This is a genomic window from Bradyrhizobium sp. LCT2, assembly GCF_009931255.1.
GTDB lineage: Bacteria > Pseudomonadota > Alphaproteobacteria > Rhizobiales > Xanthobacteraceae > Bradyrhizobium > Bradyrhizobium diazoefficiens.
This window is the reverse complement of the sequence record NZ_CP034432.1, coordinates 14,535-32,236: the sequence shown is the minus strand read 5'-3', so window position 1 is coordinate 32,236 and position 17,702 is coordinate 14,535. Positions and strand designations below refer to the sequence as shown.

Below are 17,702 nucleotides of genomic sequence, written 5' to 3'. Positions count from 1 at the left end.
GGAATGTCGCGATGTATTACACCAGTGGAAATTACGAAGCTTTTGCTCGGCCCCGCAAACCCGCCGGCGTGGATAGCAAGACAGCATGGTTCGTTGGTTCGGGGTTGGCTGCGCTCTCCGGCGCGGCCTTCTTGATCCGCGACGGGCAGTTGCGTGGCGACCGTATCACCATCCTCGAACGACAGACGGTTCCGGGGGGCGCGTTGGACGGTTGTCAGGATCCGGAAAGGGGATTCGTGATTCGAGGTGGTAGAGAGATGGAGGATCATTTCGAGTGTCTCTGGGATCTGTTTCGTTCGATCCCATCGCTCGAACTTGAAGGCGCCAGCGTGCTCGATGAGTTTTACTGGCTGAACAAGGATGATCCGAACTACACACTACGGCGGGCGACGGTGAAGCAGGGGCAGGATGCCCATACCGATGGCCTCTTCACACTGAGCGAACAGGCCCAGAAAGAGCTGATTGCCCTTTTTCTTGCCACTCGTAAGCAGATGGAGACCAAGCGCATCGACGAAGTGTTCGGGAGAGATTTCTTCAACAGCAATTTCTGGCTCTATTGGCGGACCATGTTCGCCTTTGAAGAATGGCATTCAGCCCTCGAGATGAAACTTTATCTGCATCGATTCATCCACCATATCGGCGGCCTGCCGGATTTCAGTACGCTGAAGTTTACCAAATACAATCAATATGAATCGCTCGTTCTGCCGTTATCCAAATGGCTGTTGGCACAAGGCGTCAACTTTCGCTACGGGGTCGTAGTCACCGATATCGATTTCGACATAAAGCGTGGCCGCAAGCAAGCCACAGCCATCCGCTGGCTGGAGAATGGCATTGAGGGCAGTCTCATTATTGGCGCCGACGATCTTGTTTTCATGACGATCGGGTCGCTGACCGAAAACTCGGACATGGGGGACCATCACACGGCCGCCAGGCTCAACGAAGGACCGGCGCCCGCCTGGGATCTGTGGCGGCGTATTGCGGCCAAAGATGCGGCCTTTGGACGCCCAAATGTCTTTTGCGGCAATATTCCTGCAAGCAAATGGGAATCGGCGACGATCACGACCCTGGACAAACGCATTCCAGCATACATCCGCAAGATCGCCAAACGCGATCCGTTCAGCGGCAAGGTTGTCACAGGAGGCATCGTTACGGTGAAAGATTCGAGCTGGTTGCTCAGTTGGACCACAAATCGCCAGCCGCATTTCAAGCGCCAGCCCAGCGATCAAGTCGTCGTCTGGGTCTATTCGCTATTCGTCGATAAAGCCGGCGACTACGTGAGGAAACCGATGCAAGATTGTACGGGCGAGGAAATCACGCAAGAATGGCTTTATCACCTCGGTGTGCCGGTTGCGAGTATACCGGAACTCGCCGCTGGGGCCGCCAAGACGGTCCCGGTGATGATGCCCTACGTCACTTCCTTCTTCATGCCGCGGCAGGCGGGCGACCGGCCAGATGTTGTGCCGAAAGATGCGGTCAATTTCGCCTTCATCGGCCAGTTCGCGGAGTCGGGTGAACGGGATTGTATCTTCACGACGGAATACTCCGTTCGGACCGCGATGGAAGCCGTGTATATCCTCCTCAAGATTGAACGTGGCGTGCCCGAGGTATTCAACTCGACCTATGATATTCGCAAGCTGCTTGCAGCAATGGGTAGACTGCGCGACGGCAATGAAATTGAGATCCCGGGACCTGCGTTCCTGCGCGAGCTCATTCTAAAAAAGATTGAAGCGACTGAGCTTGGCGAACTACTCAATAAATATCACCTGAGGTGATTAAGGCAGCGGACGCTGCGGCTTCGCTCGGATAGAGAAGCGCTGTCCTGCGCCGTGACGGCTCGGACTCGCCAAGGCGCGGATCAAACGTTCGCGCCGATCTTCCAGGCAACCTTTAGGCGTACTCTGGAATTCGGTGTTCTTTCGGCTTGATGTTATTCTCGCCACACGCATCCGATTAACCTCTTGCCACGAGGTGAGGGCGAAACTAGTACCCACTTTTCTTAGAACGTGAGTCGTGATTCAAGGTGTCGGGATGATACCCGAAGCAAGAGAAGTCCGCCTTTCGAAGAAAGATCGCAAGGTGCTCGAGGCGTGTTGTCGCTCACCGGTGACGTTGCAGCGCGATTTGAAGCGGGCGCGGATAGTTCTTTTGGCGGCGGACGGGCGTAGCACCCGGTCGATTGCCAAGGAAGTTGGGGTCCAACCGCGGATTGTCAGCCTTTGGCGGCATCGCTATGCCGACCAAGGCCTTGAAGGGCTGCAAGACAAGCCGCGGCCTGGCAAGCAGCCGATCTATACGAAGACGACCGACAAGCGGATTCTGAAGCTGCTGGATAAGCCGCCCCCGCAAGGGTTTGCGCGCTGGACCGGCCCTCTGCTGGCCAAGGCGCTAGGCGATGTTGACGTCCAATATGTCTGGCGGTTCCTGCGCAGCCACAAGATTGACCTCGCGGCTCGCAAGTCCTGGTGTGAGAGCAACGACCCGAACTTTACGGCCAAAGCTGCCGATGTTGTTGGCCTTTACGTCGCCCCACCTGCGAAGGCCGTTGTGCTATGCGTGGACGAGAAGCCCTCGATCCAGGCCTTGGAGCGAGCGCAGGGTTATCTGAAGCTGCCCAATGGCCGCGCCTTGACCGGTCAGAGCCACGATTACAAGCGGCATGGCACCACAACATTGTTTGCGGCGCTCGAAGTCGCCACCGGAAAGATCATCGCAACGCATTCAAAACGCCGTCGCCGCGTCGAGTTTCTCGACTTCATGAACAGCCTCACCGCCGCCTTTCCGAACCGCCAGCTACACGTCATCCTCGACAACCTCAACACCCACAAGAAGAACGAGGACTGGCTGAAGGCCCACCCCAACGTGCAATTTCATTTCACGCCGACAAGCGCGTCCTGGCTGAATCAGGTTGAGGTATGGTTTTCGATCTTGCAGGGGCAGTCACTTAGCGGCACGTCCTTTACAAGCCTCAAGCAGCTTCAGGAACACATCGATGCCTACGTCAACGCGTACAACGACAAAGCCGAGCCCTTCGTCTGGACCAAGAAAAAAGTCCGTCAACGCCGCTTCAAAGGTCGCCGTATCACTCAGCTCTGATTCCGGATACTAGCCCGTCCTATTCGTGAGAGTGCGGCTTTTGGGCCCGATTGATGCGGCCGCACATCTTGTCTGACGAGGCGCACAGGATTGCCTTCGGCTTTTCGCCGCCTGACGACCGGTACTTTGCAACGCGCTTGAGGGATGGGTTGGGCGAACGGGGGCGGACGCCCCGCCGGTCAAGGACCGAGCGGCAGCAGCGCGCCGGGCAAGCCGCAGATCAGGTCGGCTTCGGGACATGCCGCGGCAAACGCAAGGCGAATGCGGCTCGTGGTCTCGACGACACGGGCGGCGATTTTCAAGAGCCGAAGACGCAGCGTCGCGAACTCGGCAGCGGCCAATTCCCGGGCTTTGGGAATGGCGTCGCGTACGGTCAGCATCAGCCAATAAGCGGCCGTATGGAGCACGAGACGGACCTGGTTGGCGAGCGCCGAACGGCAGCTGGTGCGATCGGAGGCGAGCTGCGTCTTATGCAGCTTGATCAGATTCTCGGCTTGGCCGCGCGCGCAATACAGGCTGTCGTAGATCCACTCGGCCGAGCCGACATCGAGGCTGGTGACGACGAAGCGGATGTCGAGGCCGAGCATCGTCGCCTCAATACGGGCGACAGTGCGCCGTTCGCGATCCCAGGACTTTGCCTTGTGGCGCGTCTCGGTATAGCCACGCAGAACCGGCAGGTTCTCGATGGCGCGTCGGGTGCGGATGTCGTCGGCGACCTCGTCGACTTTTCTGGCGAGAGGCTTGGTGCCGGACAGACCGAAGATGTAGTCGATGCCGTTGGTCTCGCACCACGCCATTGCCTCCGGCCGGGCATAGTGCCCGTCGCCACGGAACGTAATTTGCGTGTTGTGCCATCGCGTCCGGATATGCCGTACCAGGCGGCGCAGATGGGCACGCACCTCGACGCCGCCCGGCGTCTTGCCGGGCCGCAGCACGACGGCCACGGGCCGGCTCTTCTCCGTGTCGTAGACGTGGATCGGCAGGAAGCAGCGTTCGTCATAATGAGCGTTGAACAGCGAGAGCTGCTGATGGCCGTGGACGACGTCGCAGGTATCATCGATGTCGAGCGTGACGGATGCCGGCTCGCGCGGGTAGCTATCCATCCATGCGTCGACCAAAGTGTAGGTCAGCCGGATCACGTCGCGCAGGCGCGGAGCATTCTCCAGCCGCGACAGCGTCGGCTGGGAACACAAATCCCGGCCCGTGTCCGGTAGGCGACCGCAGGCCAGTTTGAATGCCGGATCGGACCTCAGATGATCGAGGTCGTCGGCGTCCTCGTAGCCGCAGCAGATCGCGAACATGCGCGCGCGGAACATATCGACCAGGCTGTGCACGACCCGCGTCGGATCGCGCCGATCCGGGAACACCCGGGCCAGATTGTCGGCCAAACCGAGACGCCGCTCGGCCATCGCCAGAAGCATCACGCCCCCGTTCGAGGTTAGGCGCCCACCATCGAAGGCAGCTGTGACTTTCTTGGCGTGAACGGCTGGAAACGAGAAGGGCGCAATCGTATCGTCGGTCATGGCGGGCGTGGCGTTCGCGGTTGGAGGTGATGGGGTGGCTTCGCAACCGAATCCTACGCCGCATCAGCGCTTTACCCCTCAGGCGCACTCTTACGAATAAGACGGGTTAAGTTGAAGAAAGATTGAGTGACTCCCGATCATTTCTGTGCCGAAACGTGGAGTCGCGGTCGTGCCGCGTCCAAAGAAACCGGCGCGAGCGGCCTATTAGACGCGGTAGGTGATCAGCCTCCGAAACGAGACTATCAAGCATGAAGAGATCGAGCGCGAGGCAGAGGTTTTATTTGTGTTGAATTCTTGCTTCTCGATAGTGGTCTGAAATCGTATCATCGGTCATGGCGGGCGTGGCGTTCGCGGTTGAAGGTGATGGGGTGGCTTCGCAACCGAATCCTACGCCGCATCAGCGCTTTACACCACGCTCGCCAGCCTCTCAGGCGCCCTCTTGCGAATAAGACGGGCTAGCTAGTGGCTCGTCACAGTGATCTTGATGGTTTGATACCGGCCAGCTTAGGATCGGCAAGTTTTCTGGCGGCACAAGGACTTCGATGCTTCTGGGGATGCAGGATTCGGCGGGTGGCCGTCCGGACATGTGCGAATAGGTATAGATGAACGCCAGATAATGGCCCTGCTTCTCGGTAAAGCGTGCGCCTGGTTTTTGACTCATGGATCGATTCATCCGTGCCTCCTTAGTCGTCCGTGAAGAACAGGTAAGGGGCTGATCTGGAGTCGTTGTTTTTCGGCTGCGGCGATTTTGTGATTGCAGGCTTTGACAGTGCGGTAGCTCGGAACCTGCAATTTGCAGTTTGAGATTCCCTCGAATCGCACGGCATGATTCGGCGCTCGTATCGGGAGGAGCCGATGCGACCGAAGAAGCCGAAGGCGACGGACGAAGGTGATCTGTTCCGGGCCAGGCTCAAGCAGGTCATCAACATGGAGCACGAACTGGTTCAGCACGCCGGCAAGATCAATTGGGACTGGATCGACTATCGACATGAAGGCGCCGCGCGGGCTCGACAAGCCGCTGTTCCAAAAGCTCGTCGCCGGCGAGTGGATCGACCGGCATCAGAACCTGCTCATCATCGGCCCGACCGGCGTCTGCAAGAGCTGGATTGCTTGCGCCTTGGGCCACAAGGCCTGGAGCTATGGCGGAATCTGGGTGATGACGGTGTGAGGAAGGCGGCGTATCGAGGCGGGTGACGAGCCTGCCAGAACCTCTCGAGGAGAGCGATACGCCATGACCGAGACTACCAATGTTCTTGCTTTCCGTCAGCCGTCCGCGGTTGATGATCCACTGACCGATATCGTTCGTGCCGGCGCGCGGGACCTGCTTGCCAGGGCGATCGAGATCGAGGTTGGCGCGTTTCTGGCCAGCACGGCCAATCTGACGCTGCCCGACGGTCGAGCGCGCCTGGTCCGACATGGGCACGGTCCGGTGCGCGAGATTGCGACCGGCATCGGTCCGGTGGAGGTCGCTCGTCCCAAGGTCCGCGACCGCGGAGCGAGCGGGCCAGGCGACCGCCTCCGCTTCAGTTCGGCAATCCTGCCGCTATGGGCGCGGCGGACGAAGAGCCTGGATGCCTTGATCCCGGTCCTCTATTTGCGCGGCATCTCGACCGGCGACTTCCAGGAGGCGCTCTCGGCGCTGCTCGGCAAGGATGCGCCGAACCTGTCGCCTTCGGTGATCGCCGGCCTGAAGGCCGATTGGCAGGTCGAGTACGAACGCTGGCAGAGACGCGATCTGTCGGCGCGTCGCTATGTCTACATCTGGGCCGATGGCGTGTACCTGCAGGCCCGCATGGAAGATCACAGCGAATGCATGCTGGTGCTGATTGGCACCACGCCGGAAGGCAAGAAGGAGCTGATCGGCTTCCAGGTCGGCGTGCGCGAGAGCGCGCAGAGCTGGCGCGAACTCCTGATCGACCTGCGGCAACGCGGGTTACGGATTGCCCCGCAACTCGCCATCGGCGACGGCGCCCTCGGCTTCTGGAAGGCACTGGACGAGGCCTTTCCCGGCACGCGGCACCAACGATGCTGGTGCCATAAAGTGAGCAACGTACTCGACAAGGTCGCCAAATCCGTGCAGGGCCCCATGAAGAACGACCTGCGGAACATCTATCTGGCCCCACACCGGGCCGAAGCTGAAACCGCGATCGACGTCTTCGTCGAGAAATACCACGTCAAATACGGACGTGCGGTGGAGTGCCTGATCAAGGATCGCCATGCGCTGCTCGCCTTCTTCGACTTCCCTGCTGAGCACTGGATCCACCTACGCAGCTCGAACCCGATCGAGAGCGTCTTCGCCACGGTGCGCCACCGAACGGTGCGGACCAAGGGATCGCTGTCGCAACAAACTGCGAAGCTGATGGTGTTCAAGCTCATCGACGCCGCATCGAAGACCTGGCGGCGATTGAAGAGCACGAACCAGTTGCCGAAAGTCATCGCCGGTGTAAAGTTCATCGACGGAATCGAAGTCATTCCGAACACTGAAAGCCACGCCGCCTGATCAGGCCGCGTCACCCAAAATCAGCCATAGCTCCAAGGCCTGCCGCGACAACCGCTCCGTGCTCTGTCAGCGGCTGCCGCGGCTGTTCGAGGCGCTTGCCCTCGCGCGGGGCGACGGCCGATGGTTGGGTTGCCGATGAGCTCCGCGCTTTGACTTCCTTGTAGACGTTGCTGATCGACATCGCGGATGTTGCGACACCGCGCCATCGACGAACCGCGTTCGGATGCGAGATCGGCGTGATAGCCATCGATCTTGGCGAGCATCTCCTGCACGAGCGCCGGATCAAAGTCGATAGCGACTGCTGCTGACTTTGCCGTCGTTTGTCCCTGTTGCGTTGCTTGGCCTCGGCGAGCTCTCATGCGCTTGACCTTGCCGATGATGGCGTTGCGAGATACGCATCGCCACCCCTCGCAGACACCGAGTGGCCCGCGCTCCACATGCATTGCAGAAGCGACACCTCCTCAGAATCCCATGCCGATGTGGCTTGATTGACCATCGTTCGTCATCGTCACGAGCACGAGTCGATGGTCGTTTTGATTGTCGCCAAAAGCAGTGCGTGTCGATGTTTACGCTTGTTCGCCGCTATTCGATGTTCGGAAAGGTTTTGGGCTGCGACGATCGGCCTGCCTTATAAAATAGGCAGACGAACGTGTATTTATGCCTGCGGTTGCATCGTGTCCGGAAAGTTGATCCGCTTACGTTAACGGCTGTTGACAACATGCGTTAACGGCGTTGCAATCACCAGCACGACAAACGGCGGTGAGTTTACCAACTAACAACAGCAGCTAGACCACGACGGCGTTACTGCTCGCACACGGCTACTAGCGTGGGTACCCGAGCGTTTGCGCGGAAGGATGGGCCATGCAGTCGATCCCTTGCTAGGTGTCGTCGGTGCCGGGGATCGTGCCGTTCTCGGAATACTGCCAGAGCTTCCGGTGCCGCGACGCCGACGTCTCCGGAGGTGACGATGCTGACGTCGACTCGACTTCAACCATTTCAACAGCGACGATGCAAACTTGGTCGCTTGGATCAGCCCTGCGGGCAGCAGGCCGCCGGAGCCGCCGCCGCCGCCGCCGCGGATGGTCGAGCAGCGCCTGGACGGCCTCGTGCAGATCGTCGAGCGGCTCAAACCCACCTTCGAGAAGGTCGTTCAATTCGAGCCGCAGCATCTCGTCATCCCAATCGGTGCGTCGAAGGCCTCGAAGAGACGCGACCAAGCGCGAAGCTCGAGACAATACCCGAGAGTGTACCAACAGCAACGGGACAGCTCGCAGAGATGGAAGCAAAAGTAAAAAGATCAAACAGCGTCATAGCAAGTCCGCCGATCTGGAAGCTAAGCGCGCGCTGAACCGCCTGAAGGAGGTTGACCCGGAGGGATATGAGGCCTTCCTTCGTAAGCGCGAGAACCGCGGGGACACTGGCGGTTTCGGCCCGGCTGGACGGGCGAGGCCATAGTCACCACCACATTCCTCGCCGTCGCATTCGCACAACTCTGGCGCGTCGTCGCCATGCGCAGCAGCCGCTCCGGTACCGTTTTCAACGAGTTCACGCGCAATCCATGGGTCTGGCTGCGCTCGGCCTGTACGGCCCTCTGCTCGCAGTCCCTCTCTACTGGCCGCCGATGACAGAGGTCTTCCACGTCTGCCACCGACGCTCACGATGTGGAGCATTGTCGCGGGCTACAGCCTGACGCCGATGCTGCTAATTCAAGTCAGCCGCGCCGTCATCGTGCTTGCCAAACGAAGCCGTTAAATGGTAGCCGCGTTGCTTGGCTCGAATTCGCCGTCTGCATCATCGTGATCGGCGTGGCCGGATGTATGCTCATGGTCATTGCGCCCTACGGAGTCCTGATCTCCGAGTGCGAGCCTATTGCCCTCAGGCGCCCGGCCAATTCCGTTCGCTCGCGTTCCCGCGGATTACAGCCCCCCGATCTCCCACAGCGGACCCAACGTCACTGCAAATTCGATCGCGAGGATGGGATGGCGGCTCGAACAAGAGCTCGTCCGAACGCTCTAGATGTTCTTGTTATGCGGTCAAGTTCGCCCATTCCACAGACCACCGATTGTGACGTCAGAAAGAATAGTGATCGCGTCTCAAGGACGTCAACAGCAGGGGTAAGCCTACAAGATCATGTAGTTGTAGTATTACTGTTTGCACGGCTCTCTGCTGGAGGCCGTTCGCTGACACGGGGAGCCATGTCGACAGTTACCAGCGCAATTCGGCGCCTTTGGTGGCGACGCTTTCTTGTTCTTCTGGCGATCATCGTGGTCATTGCTTTGATCGCAGTCATGACCAGCTCCCAGCTTGGCGCGACAATCGAAGCTCTGACGCCGCCTGGTCTCCCTGAACCGGTTTCCGCGAGCGAGCAGGTTTCGCTCGATCAGGGCTGGAACGCCGAAGACGCCGATCGATTCCATCATAAAGCCCAGGGCACGCAGACCTTACCGATCCCGCTGTCATGGTTTCTCGCCCTGGAAGCGCCGCTGAACTCGCCTTTCGCTATCCCCTTTTTCAAACGAGAACGGTTTTCTGACAACCGCTATTTACTGCGGTTTGGATTCATAGAGTCTGCCGAAAGCGAGAACAATGAGTACGGTTTGCCGATCGGCTTTGCATATTCGCCGTTTCAGTCGATCCGCGGACTTTCGCGTAAGGAGACTGCCGTTGGATTGACCTGTGCCGCGTGCCATACCGGCCAACTGATCTTCAAAGAGAAGCGCTATGTCATTGAAGGCGGCCCCGCCGTGACCGATCTCGGTCAATTGACAAATGCGCTCCGCGCTGCGCTCGCACAGACCGCTTTGTCGGCAAAGCTACCCTTCTTCGACGGTCGCTTCGGGCGGTTCGCGAAGCGCGTTTTAGGAACCGAGTACAGCGATCTTACACGCGTCCAACTGTCCAAGGAGCTCGATGGAATACTTGGTGCTCTGATCGATCAGCCCGCTGGGATCGACGTCACGGAAGGGTTTACCCGCCTCGATGCGCTCAATCGCATCGGCAACCAGGTGTTCGCACTCGACCCCAAGCGCTACGGCAACTACGTCAACCTCAACGCCCCTGTCAGCTACCCGCACATCTGGACATCGTCATGGTTCGATTGGGTGCAGTACGACGGCTCGATTATGCAGCCATTGGTGCGCAATGCCGGCGAGGCGATGGGGGTTTCGGCGGAGCTCAACCTCACCGCCCCGCCCAAGGGGGGACGTTTTGCCAGCAGCATCCCCTTCGATAATCTGCACTGGATCGAACAACAGCTCGCTGGAAAGGACCTGCCGCTGGTGGCGAAAGCCTTCACCGGACTGAATGCGCCAGCCTGGCCCGACAGCTTTCCTGCGATCGACAAAGCCAAGGCCGCCGTGGGAGCCCAACTCTACGACAAACATTGCAGCGGCTGCCATCTTCCAGCGCTGACGCCGGACATCGTGCACGGCAAGGCCCCGGACGCGGAGTTCTGGAAGAACTTCGGCCCTATCCGCTGGCGCGGTCGCGATGGGCAGGAGAAGCAGACGAGGGAATCCGTACTCAACGTCAAGATCATCAAGCAAAGCCATATCGGCACCGATCCGGCCCAGGGCGACGTGCTGCGCAATCGCACCGTGGACACCGCCGGCAGCGAACTGGCCAGGGCGGGCCAGAGCAGCCCAGGGCTCGGCCTCGACATCGATGTCTGCCAACGGAAGGCTGACAACACGCTGGATACGATCCACCTCTCGGACCATGCGATGCAACTCTACGCGCTTGCGCTCGGCGCCGTGGTCCAATCCGGCATCGACGAATGGCTTCGGTCGACCGGGACGGTCCAAGCGGAGATCGAAGGCGATCGGCCGAACTGTCTAGCGGCAGGTTTCGGCTATAAGGCGCGTCCGCTGAACGGCGTATGGGCGACTGCGCCGTTCCTGCACAACGGCTCGGTGCCGACGATCTACGATCTGCTCAGCCCGGTTGCGGAGCGCCCACAAGTCTTCCTGCTCGGTGAGCCCAGCTTCGATCCTGTCCGCGTCGGTATCGTGACACGGACGGTCGCTCCTGAAGGCAGGACCTACGACAGCAAGGGCTACTTCATCATCGATACGTCGAGGCCCGCCAATCGCAATACCGGCCACGAATTCTCGAACGAGAAGCATGAGGGCGTCATTGGCCCTGCGCTGTCTCCGGAGGAGCGCAACGCAATCATCGAGTTCCTCAAGTCGATCTGAAATTGATTGGGTCAGCTCCAACTGGAGCAATAGCGAAGACCATCTCGCTCCCGCAGGGGGAAAGGTGGACGGAAGCCCGGATCGACCGACCAGGCGAAGCTTTTCGGAGTTAGGGTGCGGCAGCAATGGCGGAACAGAAACAGGGGCCGGCGGCGAAGTTCCTGAAATGGATGATCGCCAAACATCCGGATGCATTGTTCGCATTCATCCGGCGCGTCAGGCCCAACCTGGCGTTGGGCGCCGCGGGGCCGGTGTTCATCACCCGCTTCCCCGACGTGCAGGAAGCGCTGAGCCGCCCCGACATCTTCAACGTCACCTATGCGCCAATGATGGACCCTTCGGTCGGCCCCTTCATGCTCGGCCGCGACTGCACCGAAATAAACCAGCGCGACAAGGGTATCATGCGCGCCTTCATGCGCATGGAGGATCTGCCGGCAATTCGCCAGAAGGTGCGCAGCCTCGCCAATGCGTCTGTCGAAAAGCAGATCTATACCCAGAACCAGATCGAGGTGGTCAGCACGTTGTCGCGCCTGGTGCCCATTCAGCTGACCCGAGAATATTTCGGCTTTCCCGGCCCCGATCTGGCCTCGATGTTCCGCTGGTCGCGCGCGACGCAATATGACATGTTTCACAACCTGGACAAAGATCCGAAGGTGCACCAGGACAACATTGACGCTGGGCAGGAGATGCGCGCCTATCTGACACAACTGCTCCCGCAGCGGCGCGAGCAGCTGAAAAATGGGGCGCCGCTCGAGGACGTGTTCAGCCGCCTGCTGAATAGCCATTTTGACGATTCGATCGGCTTCGCCGACGAACGCATTATTACCAATATGATGGGCACACTGGTCGGCGGGATTGAGACCACATCGGCGGCCATCGTGCAGCTGCTCGACGAGTTGTTCAAGCGCCCGAGGATCCTGAAGGAGGCCATCGACGTCGCCAGCAGCAACAACGACCATCTGATGTATCGCTATTGCTGGGAAGCGCTGCGCTTCAACCCGATCAATCCGTTCGTGGTGCGCCACTGCCGGACCGATTACCGGATAGCCAAGGGCTCGCTGCGCGCGACGACAATCAAGGCCGGCAGCACGGTGCTGATCTCGACCCGGTCGGCGATGCGCGATGGCTTGCAACTGCCGGCGCCGTCCAGCTTCGCGATCGACCGGCCGGAGTCGGTCTACATGCATCTGGGCTACGGGATGCACACCTGCCTCGGCGACCAGATCAGCCGCATCCAAGTTCCGGAAATCGTTCGCCGCATCCTGCAAATCCGGGGCGTCCGTCCCGCCGCGGAGATTGACTACGCAGGAGGGCCGTTTCCAGAGCGTTATCCCATCACCTACGACACGCCGGTCTGAAGGCCGGACTTCCCAGCAACGAGCCGCGAGTACCGATCCGGCCGCTGGCGTGGCGGCCTCTGGCGTCAGCACTAGGTCGGTCGTCGCGAAGTCTCCGTCACGCGATGCGCGTGAGATGCGTGAGGCAATAATCAATCGTGTCGGTGGTGTGTTCCGCTTGCGAAACACATCAATAGATGAGAGGCAGAGCTTCGCATGCGCGGCTACTACATTGGCTTACCGAGGAAATGGTTTAAGCGAACGGAAGCCGTACGCTGAAGCGGGCCTCGGCAACCGGCAGTTATGCACGAACATCGCGCAATCAGCGCAACAGCAATGATACGCTCAAACGGCACCTGCAGGATCACCATTACGCACGACGCCGACGACTACAAACAGCGCATAGCATCGAGCGCTGCTTCTGCTCGCTGATACACTCTTTCGACGCTTGGCACCCGTTATGACAGGCGAATAGGACAGGCGAACCGTAATTTTACCGGCTTCTTCATCGATCTCGCGGCCGCATTGGTCTGCGGTTGCACGCGTTTCCCCGTAGCTGTCCGGATTGGCAAGTGTTGGAACACGGTGTTCTACTTGAAAGAACACCGGCTGAGGGATTTTATACTTAAACTGTCTTTTCACTAAATTCCGGTGGCGAGGCCGCGGGACTGCATCGTCTCGCGGCCCCATTGATTTTTCGTCGTTGAGGTCCGGGCGAGCTCCTCCACCGAATTCCGACTCTTTACTCCCAGAAGGGGTAATCGCTTCGATCGCCCGTTGGCATTCAGACGCGTCAAATTCGGGCCGTCGGCAAGTCCTCGCTGGACAGCATTCCGGAGTATGTTGTCGTGGAGTGCACATGGCTGCTGCCAACCTGATCGACAGTAGCGACAGCGATCGTACGAAAACGCGCTCCGCATCGAACATGGCGCGTGCTGTTTGACGTCCCAAGATGGCTGGAGTTCTCCCATCGAGACAGCTTCGGCCGAGCTTGTTTGGCTTTCTGGCTCTGCCAAAGGGCAGAGCCAGACTGATACAACAAAGTCGGCTCGCTGTCGCGCGCGCCATCGAAAACTGCCCCCTCGACGTCACGAGGAATTGCCCCCTCCTTGGATAGCCGAGGAGAGAGCGAATGAACGAGGAACGAATCAAAGGCTTGTCGTGGAGTAATTCACAGGGGCAGGTGATGAATACGCCGGATGACGTGACGGAGATGTTGCACCTGAGGGTGTGTGGGTGAGGTCTGAAGCGGATTGCGCGCCAGCTGGGCTGCAGACGGTGAAGGACTACGTGGCGCGGGTGGGTGAAGCCTTCAAGTCGCCTGAGCGGGCGAAGCGGGTCATGGCCTTGAAGGCTGGCTGCGCGAGAGGTTCATTCGACATCGCGGCAATGCGGATGCGGTCCGTCACGACCTGTTGGCCGAAAACGGCTTGGCGGTCAGCCGGCGAACGCTGCGACGCGCCGTGCAGCCCTACCGCCAGGCACTGAAGGCCGAAGCTCTGGCGACGACCCGGTTCGAGACGCCCCCGGGGCGACAGCTACAGATCGACTTCGGCGAGCGTCTGGTCGATATCGGCGGGGCGAAGGTCAAAGCATTTGTGTTCGTGGCGACCCGCGCCGAAAAGCAAGAGCACTGGTTCGCTGGGCTCGAGAGCGCATTCACGACCTTGCCGGAGGAAGTGCTGAAGGACAATCCACGCGCGCTCGTGGTGCGCCACGACAGGTGAGCCGGTCGGTTCAGTTTGACGACAAGCTCATCACGTTCGCGAAGCATTGGGGCTTCCGTCCTCGCGCCTGCGCACCGTATCGGGCGCGCACAAAGGGCAAGACGGAGAATGGCGTCCGCTACGTGAAGAAGAGCGTGATCGCGGGGCATTCCTTCGCGAGCTGGGAGGCATTCGAGACGCATCTCGCCGAGTGGGAGGGCGGGGTGGCGAACGTACGTATCCACGGCACGACGGGCGTGGCGCCGATCACTCGCTTTGCGTGTGACGAGGTACACCGGTCGAAGCCGCTCGGCGTCGCTCGGATCGCCGCGCGAACTGGCCCGCGTCGTCGGCAACGATTGTGCTGTCGAGATCGATACGAACAACTACGGTACCCTGGCGGCTGATCAGCGAGCGCGTGGCGGTGACGGTCGCGGCTGGCGAGGTGCGCATCCACCATGGCATGCGCGAGGTTGCGGTCACAGGCAATCGGAGGATCGCCGGCTGCGGATCGTCGAGTTCGCCCACCTCGACGGGGTTGCCTGTCGCGATGGCGCGGTCTGCCAACCAGCAACCGCGACACCGACAGTGCCGGCGCCTTCACCACTGCCCTCGTTGTTACGTCCTCTTGCCGAATACGAAGCTACGATCGGAGGGAGCTTCTGATGGTGCGTACAAAGAAGGTCACCGAAGCACCAATCGATTGGCTGGGGGCCATGCTGGCGCGCTCGCAGCTCTCCGGCATCCGCGACCAGCTCGACAACCTGCCCGACGAGACGGCGCGCGTGAACCTGTCGGCGCGTGAGACGCTGATCCTACTGTGCGAGCGCGAGGTCGTGCGCAAGGATCATAGACGCAGCCGTCGATCGACCGAAGCAGATCCGCGACCTGGCCGCCGTCACGTTGGATCGCCAACGGCGAGAACGTGCTGCTGCTCGCGCGCTCGAGTCAGGTTCATGCTGCCCACCTCGCTACCCCCTTGGAGTTGAGTTTCTTTTTGACCCGGATCGCCAGACGATGGCCGCCGGAACCGCCGCGCCCTTGACTTGGGGATGTTCCAGATCAACCGCTTTGACCATCCACGGTGCGCCTTTGCACAGCTGCTGCGCAGGCAAGCTCTGTTCTTCGATCAGACGGCGAGCCGTCGAAGGACTGACTTTCAACGCAGCTGGGCGCGCTCGTCCTCTCGGTAGGCCGCGATGGCGTGTTGGTTGCGCAGACTGCGAACGCGGACGCGGACGCGGGCCCAACTGTTGCCACGCCCTGTCGACCTACTGGCGCGGTTGAGAACCGCGGCGATGATGCTGTCGGGCATCTGACGCGCGAGGACACGAACGAGATCGACCACATCCGCCGCGGTGCTCGCCGGTGCGGTTCCTCCTCACCTGCAATGCCGTGTGATCGCCGCCATGCCAGTGGACAATCAAGTCCAGCACCTCGTCGCGCATGCGCACAACGATCTCATTGATGAAGCTTCGGATGATCCTGTTGCGCGTCGCAGCTGTTGCACCCGGACTTTCCCAAGCTCTCTTGAGTTCGGAATCAAGCGCAAGTAACCGATCGCGATCGATGTCGCTCAACGTCATCTCCGGCGTAGCCAACAACGTGTCGCGCTTGCCCTCAAGCTCGCGGACAGCGACCAGGCGTTCGTTCCAGCGCCGCTCCAGCTCGCCGGCAACAAGGCGATTGTCCGAATCGACAGCCTCGTATCGCCGACGAGCGCGAGTTGCCTCGTAGCGTGCCTGCTCCAGAGTCAACTCGAGCTGACGCAGCTTGTCGGCGTGTTCACAGCCGCGCGCTTCCATGGCCGCCAGCGCTGCCTGTATACCCAGCGGCTGCAGCCGCGCGATGACCTCCGCGCTGATCGCGCGATCCGCGCGCAGACCGCCTAATGAGATGCACGGGTCTCCACCATGGTTGATCTGGCTACTGCGGCAATGATACCGCCCGACAGTACTGTGCGTACCGCTGTAGGTAACGTGAAGTTTGCGGCCGCAGTGGCCGCAACGAAGAACCCGCGAGCCGGCCTTCGCCGCTGCGAACCGAGCCTCGACTCATGAAGCTTTTTCCGTTGGCGTTGTCGGTGATCAGGCCCTGATTCTTCTCGAACTCCGCCCACGTAATGTAGCCCTCATGGTGGTCCTTGATCAAAACCTCCCAGTCGTTGCGCTCGCGCCGGAAGCCCCGCACGATCCTCTTGCGGCCGGCCTCGATCGTCACCCGACTGCCCGAGCGCCCGAAGACATAGGCGCCAGCATAGGCGGGATTGGTCAGGATGTGGTAGATCGTATTGTACACTGGTAACTTCCATTCGACGTGGCGGCCCTCGGGGCCATGGCCGACCCCCGGGCAAAGTGATTCGCTCCTGCCGTAAGCAGAGGTGGACCTGGCGCGGTGTCTGCATCTCGGCAAACTTGGTGAACACGAGTGCGAGCGCCTCCTGAATGCGCCGATCAGGGTCCTTGTCGATCCGATCGTTGGAGACCTTGAGATAGCCGATGGCGACGTTGAGGAAGAGCTCACCCCTGCGTGCCTTCTGCTCCAAGGCTTCAAGCGAGCGTTGCCGAACGATAGACAGCTCCATCTCGCTCATCGTGCCTTTCATGCCAGCAGAAGGCGATCGTTGGGATGGCGAGGATCGTCGACGCCATCCTCATCGACGATCAGTGTTCCAACGAGCCCGTAGAACTCCAGGAGCGTATGCCAATCCTGCCGTTGCGCGCCAGCCGAGAGGCCTCACTCGAGACCACAGCGCCAACTTGCCCTTCGCAAATGGCGGCGAGCAGCTTCTCGAAACCGGGACGCGCGGTGCCGCCACCAGAGCGACCGAGTTCGTCGTCGATTGCGGCCACCTCGCTCCAGCCCAGCTGCCGGGCAAGGTCGGCCAAGCCGTACTAGCGGCGCTCGCTCTCGCGGTTGTTGATGACCTGGTCTGCCGTCGACTGGCGAACGTAGACGACGGCCTCAAAGCAGATCCGCAGCTTCCGGTGGATCGTCTACTGGAGGCGCGTCTTCTTGCCGCGATCCTCGACCGGCTCCTGCACCACCGCCACGTGCTGACGATCCGCGGCGACAGCTACCGACTCCGCGCCAAGAGTGGCTTCATCAAACCGCCGACCGCCGGTGACGGCCGTCCGGTCGGCTCCGCCTCCCTCCGTCCCGTCACCGGCGGAAGCGACCATCAAACGTCCGATGGTGGGGGCAGTTCTTCATGACGAAAAGGGGGCAGTTCCGGATGGCGTTCGACAGACTATGCTCAAGGTTGAACCCGGGCCAACTCAGCATCAAGGGCGGATAGATCCCTACCTATTCTGGGGAGGTCTTCGCTACATTGCCTTCTGATATGC

At 60.4% G+C, this 17,702-nt stretch carries 12 protein-coding genes and 4 pseudogenes; 10 read left to right on the top strand and 6 right to left on the bottom strand.

The window, feature by feature from the left end; genetic code table 11:
* Window positions 1-11: 11 nt before the first annotated feature.
* Both EI171_RS01000 and EI171_RS00995 read left to right on the top strand, forming a co-directional pair.
* On the top strand, window positions 12-1,772 hold the full coding sequence (locus EI171_RS01000; RefSeq protein ID WP_161532341.1) for an oleate hydratase: 1,761 nt from the start codon (window positions 12-14) through the stop codon (window positions 1,770-1,772).
* Between the two features lie 256 nt (window positions 1,773-2,028).
* Entirely contained in the window at window positions 2,029-3,093 is a 1,065-nt protein-coding gene (locus EI171_RS00995) for an IS630 family transposase (RefSeq protein WP_161536886.1), read from the top strand.
* A 179-nt stretch (window positions 3,094-3,272) separates the two neighbouring features.
* On the opposite strand, the gene EI171_RS00990 is transcribed toward EI171_RS00995, so the two are convergent.
* Window positions 3,273-4,616: an IS1380-like element ISBdi2 family transposase gene (locus EI171_RS00990; protein WP_161532339.1), complete on the bottom strand. Its 1,344-nt coding sequence runs from the start codon at window positions 4,614-4,616 to the stop codon at window positions 3,273-3,275.
* Between the two features lie 427 nt (window positions 4,617-5,043).
* Entirely contained in the window at window positions 5,044-5,289 is a 246-nt protein-coding gene (locus tag EI171_RS00985) for a hypothetical protein (RefSeq protein WP_246740418.1), read from the bottom strand.
* Between the two features lie 315 nt (window positions 5,290-5,604).
* On the opposite strand from EI171_RS00985, the gene EI171_RS00980 reads away from it, so the two are divergent.
* The 3 genes and pseudogenes from EI171_RS00980 to EI171_RS00970 all read left to right on the top strand — a co-directional run.
* Window positions 5,605-5,784, top strand: coding sequence for an ATP-binding protein (locus EI171_RS00980; protein ID WP_371740404.1), 180 nt, complete (start codon window positions 5,605-5,607; stop codon window positions 5,782-5,784).
* Window positions 5,785-5,847: 63 nt separating this feature from the next.
* Window positions 5,848-7,116 (top strand): IS256 family transposase, encoded by a 1,269-nt coding sequence (locus EI171_RS00975; RefSeq protein ID WP_038952271.1) that lies wholly within the window; start codon window positions 5,848-5,850, stop codon window positions 7,114-7,116.
* 34 nt (window positions 7,117-7,150) lie between these two features.
* Window positions 7,151-7,240, top strand: a pseudogene (locus tag EI171_RS00970) (IS21-like element ISFK1 family helper ATPase IstB); the annotation flags it as partial.
* A 754-nt stretch (window positions 7,241-7,994) separates the two neighbouring features.
* Here EI171_RS00970 and EI171_RS00965 read toward each other — a convergent pair.
* The gene (locus EI171_RS00965) at window positions 7,995-8,285 is read right to left on the bottom strand and encodes a hypothetical protein (protein WP_011082854.1); all 291 of its coding nucleotides are present in this window, start codon (window positions 8,283-8,285) and stop codon (window positions 7,995-7,997) included.
* Window positions 8,286-9,311: 1,026 nt separating this feature from the next.
* On the opposite strand from EI171_RS00965, the gene EI171_RS00960 reads away from it, so the two are divergent.
* From EI171_RS00960 to EI171_RS45335, 4 genes and pseudogenes are all read left to right on the top strand, one after another.
* Window positions 9,312-11,312 carry a cytochrome c gene (locus EI171_RS00960; RefSeq protein WP_011082853.1) on the top strand — a complete coding sequence of 667 codons (2,001 nt, stop codon included), beginning with the start codon at window positions 9,312-9,314 and terminating at the stop codon, window positions 11,310-11,312.
* A gap of 125 nt (window positions 11,313-11,437) precedes the next feature.
* Window positions 11,438-12,670 (top strand): cytochrome P450, encoded by a 1,233-nt coding sequence (locus tag EI171_RS00955; RefSeq protein ID WP_011082852.1) that lies wholly within the window; start codon window positions 11,438-11,440, stop codon window positions 12,668-12,670.
* 1,111 nt (window positions 12,671-13,781) lie between these two features.
* Window positions 13,782-15,021: pseudogene (locus EI171_RS46590) on the top strand (transposase).
* The gene (locus tag EI171_RS45335; protein ID WP_014490252.1) at window positions 15,021-15,344 is read left to right on the top strand and encodes a hypothetical protein; all 324 of its coding nucleotides are present in this window, start codon (window positions 15,021-15,023) and stop codon (window positions 15,342-15,344) included. Before EI171_RS46590 ends, EI171_RS45335 begins: the two are co-directional and overlap by 1 nt.
* Window positions 15,345-15,626: 282 nt before the next feature.
* On the opposite strand, the gene EI171_RS44560 is transcribed toward EI171_RS45335, so the two are convergent.
* The 3 genes and pseudogenes from EI171_RS44560 to EI171_RS45320 form a co-directional block, all read right to left on the bottom strand.
* Entirely contained in the window at window positions 15,627-16,160 is a 534-nt protein-coding gene (locus EI171_RS44560) for a transposase (protein WP_202633085.1), read from the bottom strand.
* 334 nt (window positions 16,161-16,494) lie between these two features.
* Window positions 16,495-16,653, bottom strand: a pseudogene (locus EI171_RS45325) (recombinase family protein); the annotation flags it as partial.
* A 365-nt stretch (window positions 16,654-17,018) separates the two neighbouring features.
* Entirely contained in the window at window positions 17,019-17,207 is a 189-nt protein-coding gene (locus EI171_RS45320; protein WP_231088716.1) for a recombinase family protein, read from the bottom strand.
* Window positions 17,208-17,366: 159 nt separating this feature from the next.
* Here EI171_RS45320 and EI171_RS00920 point away from each other — a divergent pair.
* Window positions 17,367-17,570 (top strand): annotated as a pseudogene (locus tag EI171_RS00920) (ATP-binding protein); the annotation flags it as partial.
* Window positions 17,571-17,702 lie beyond the last annotated feature (132 nt).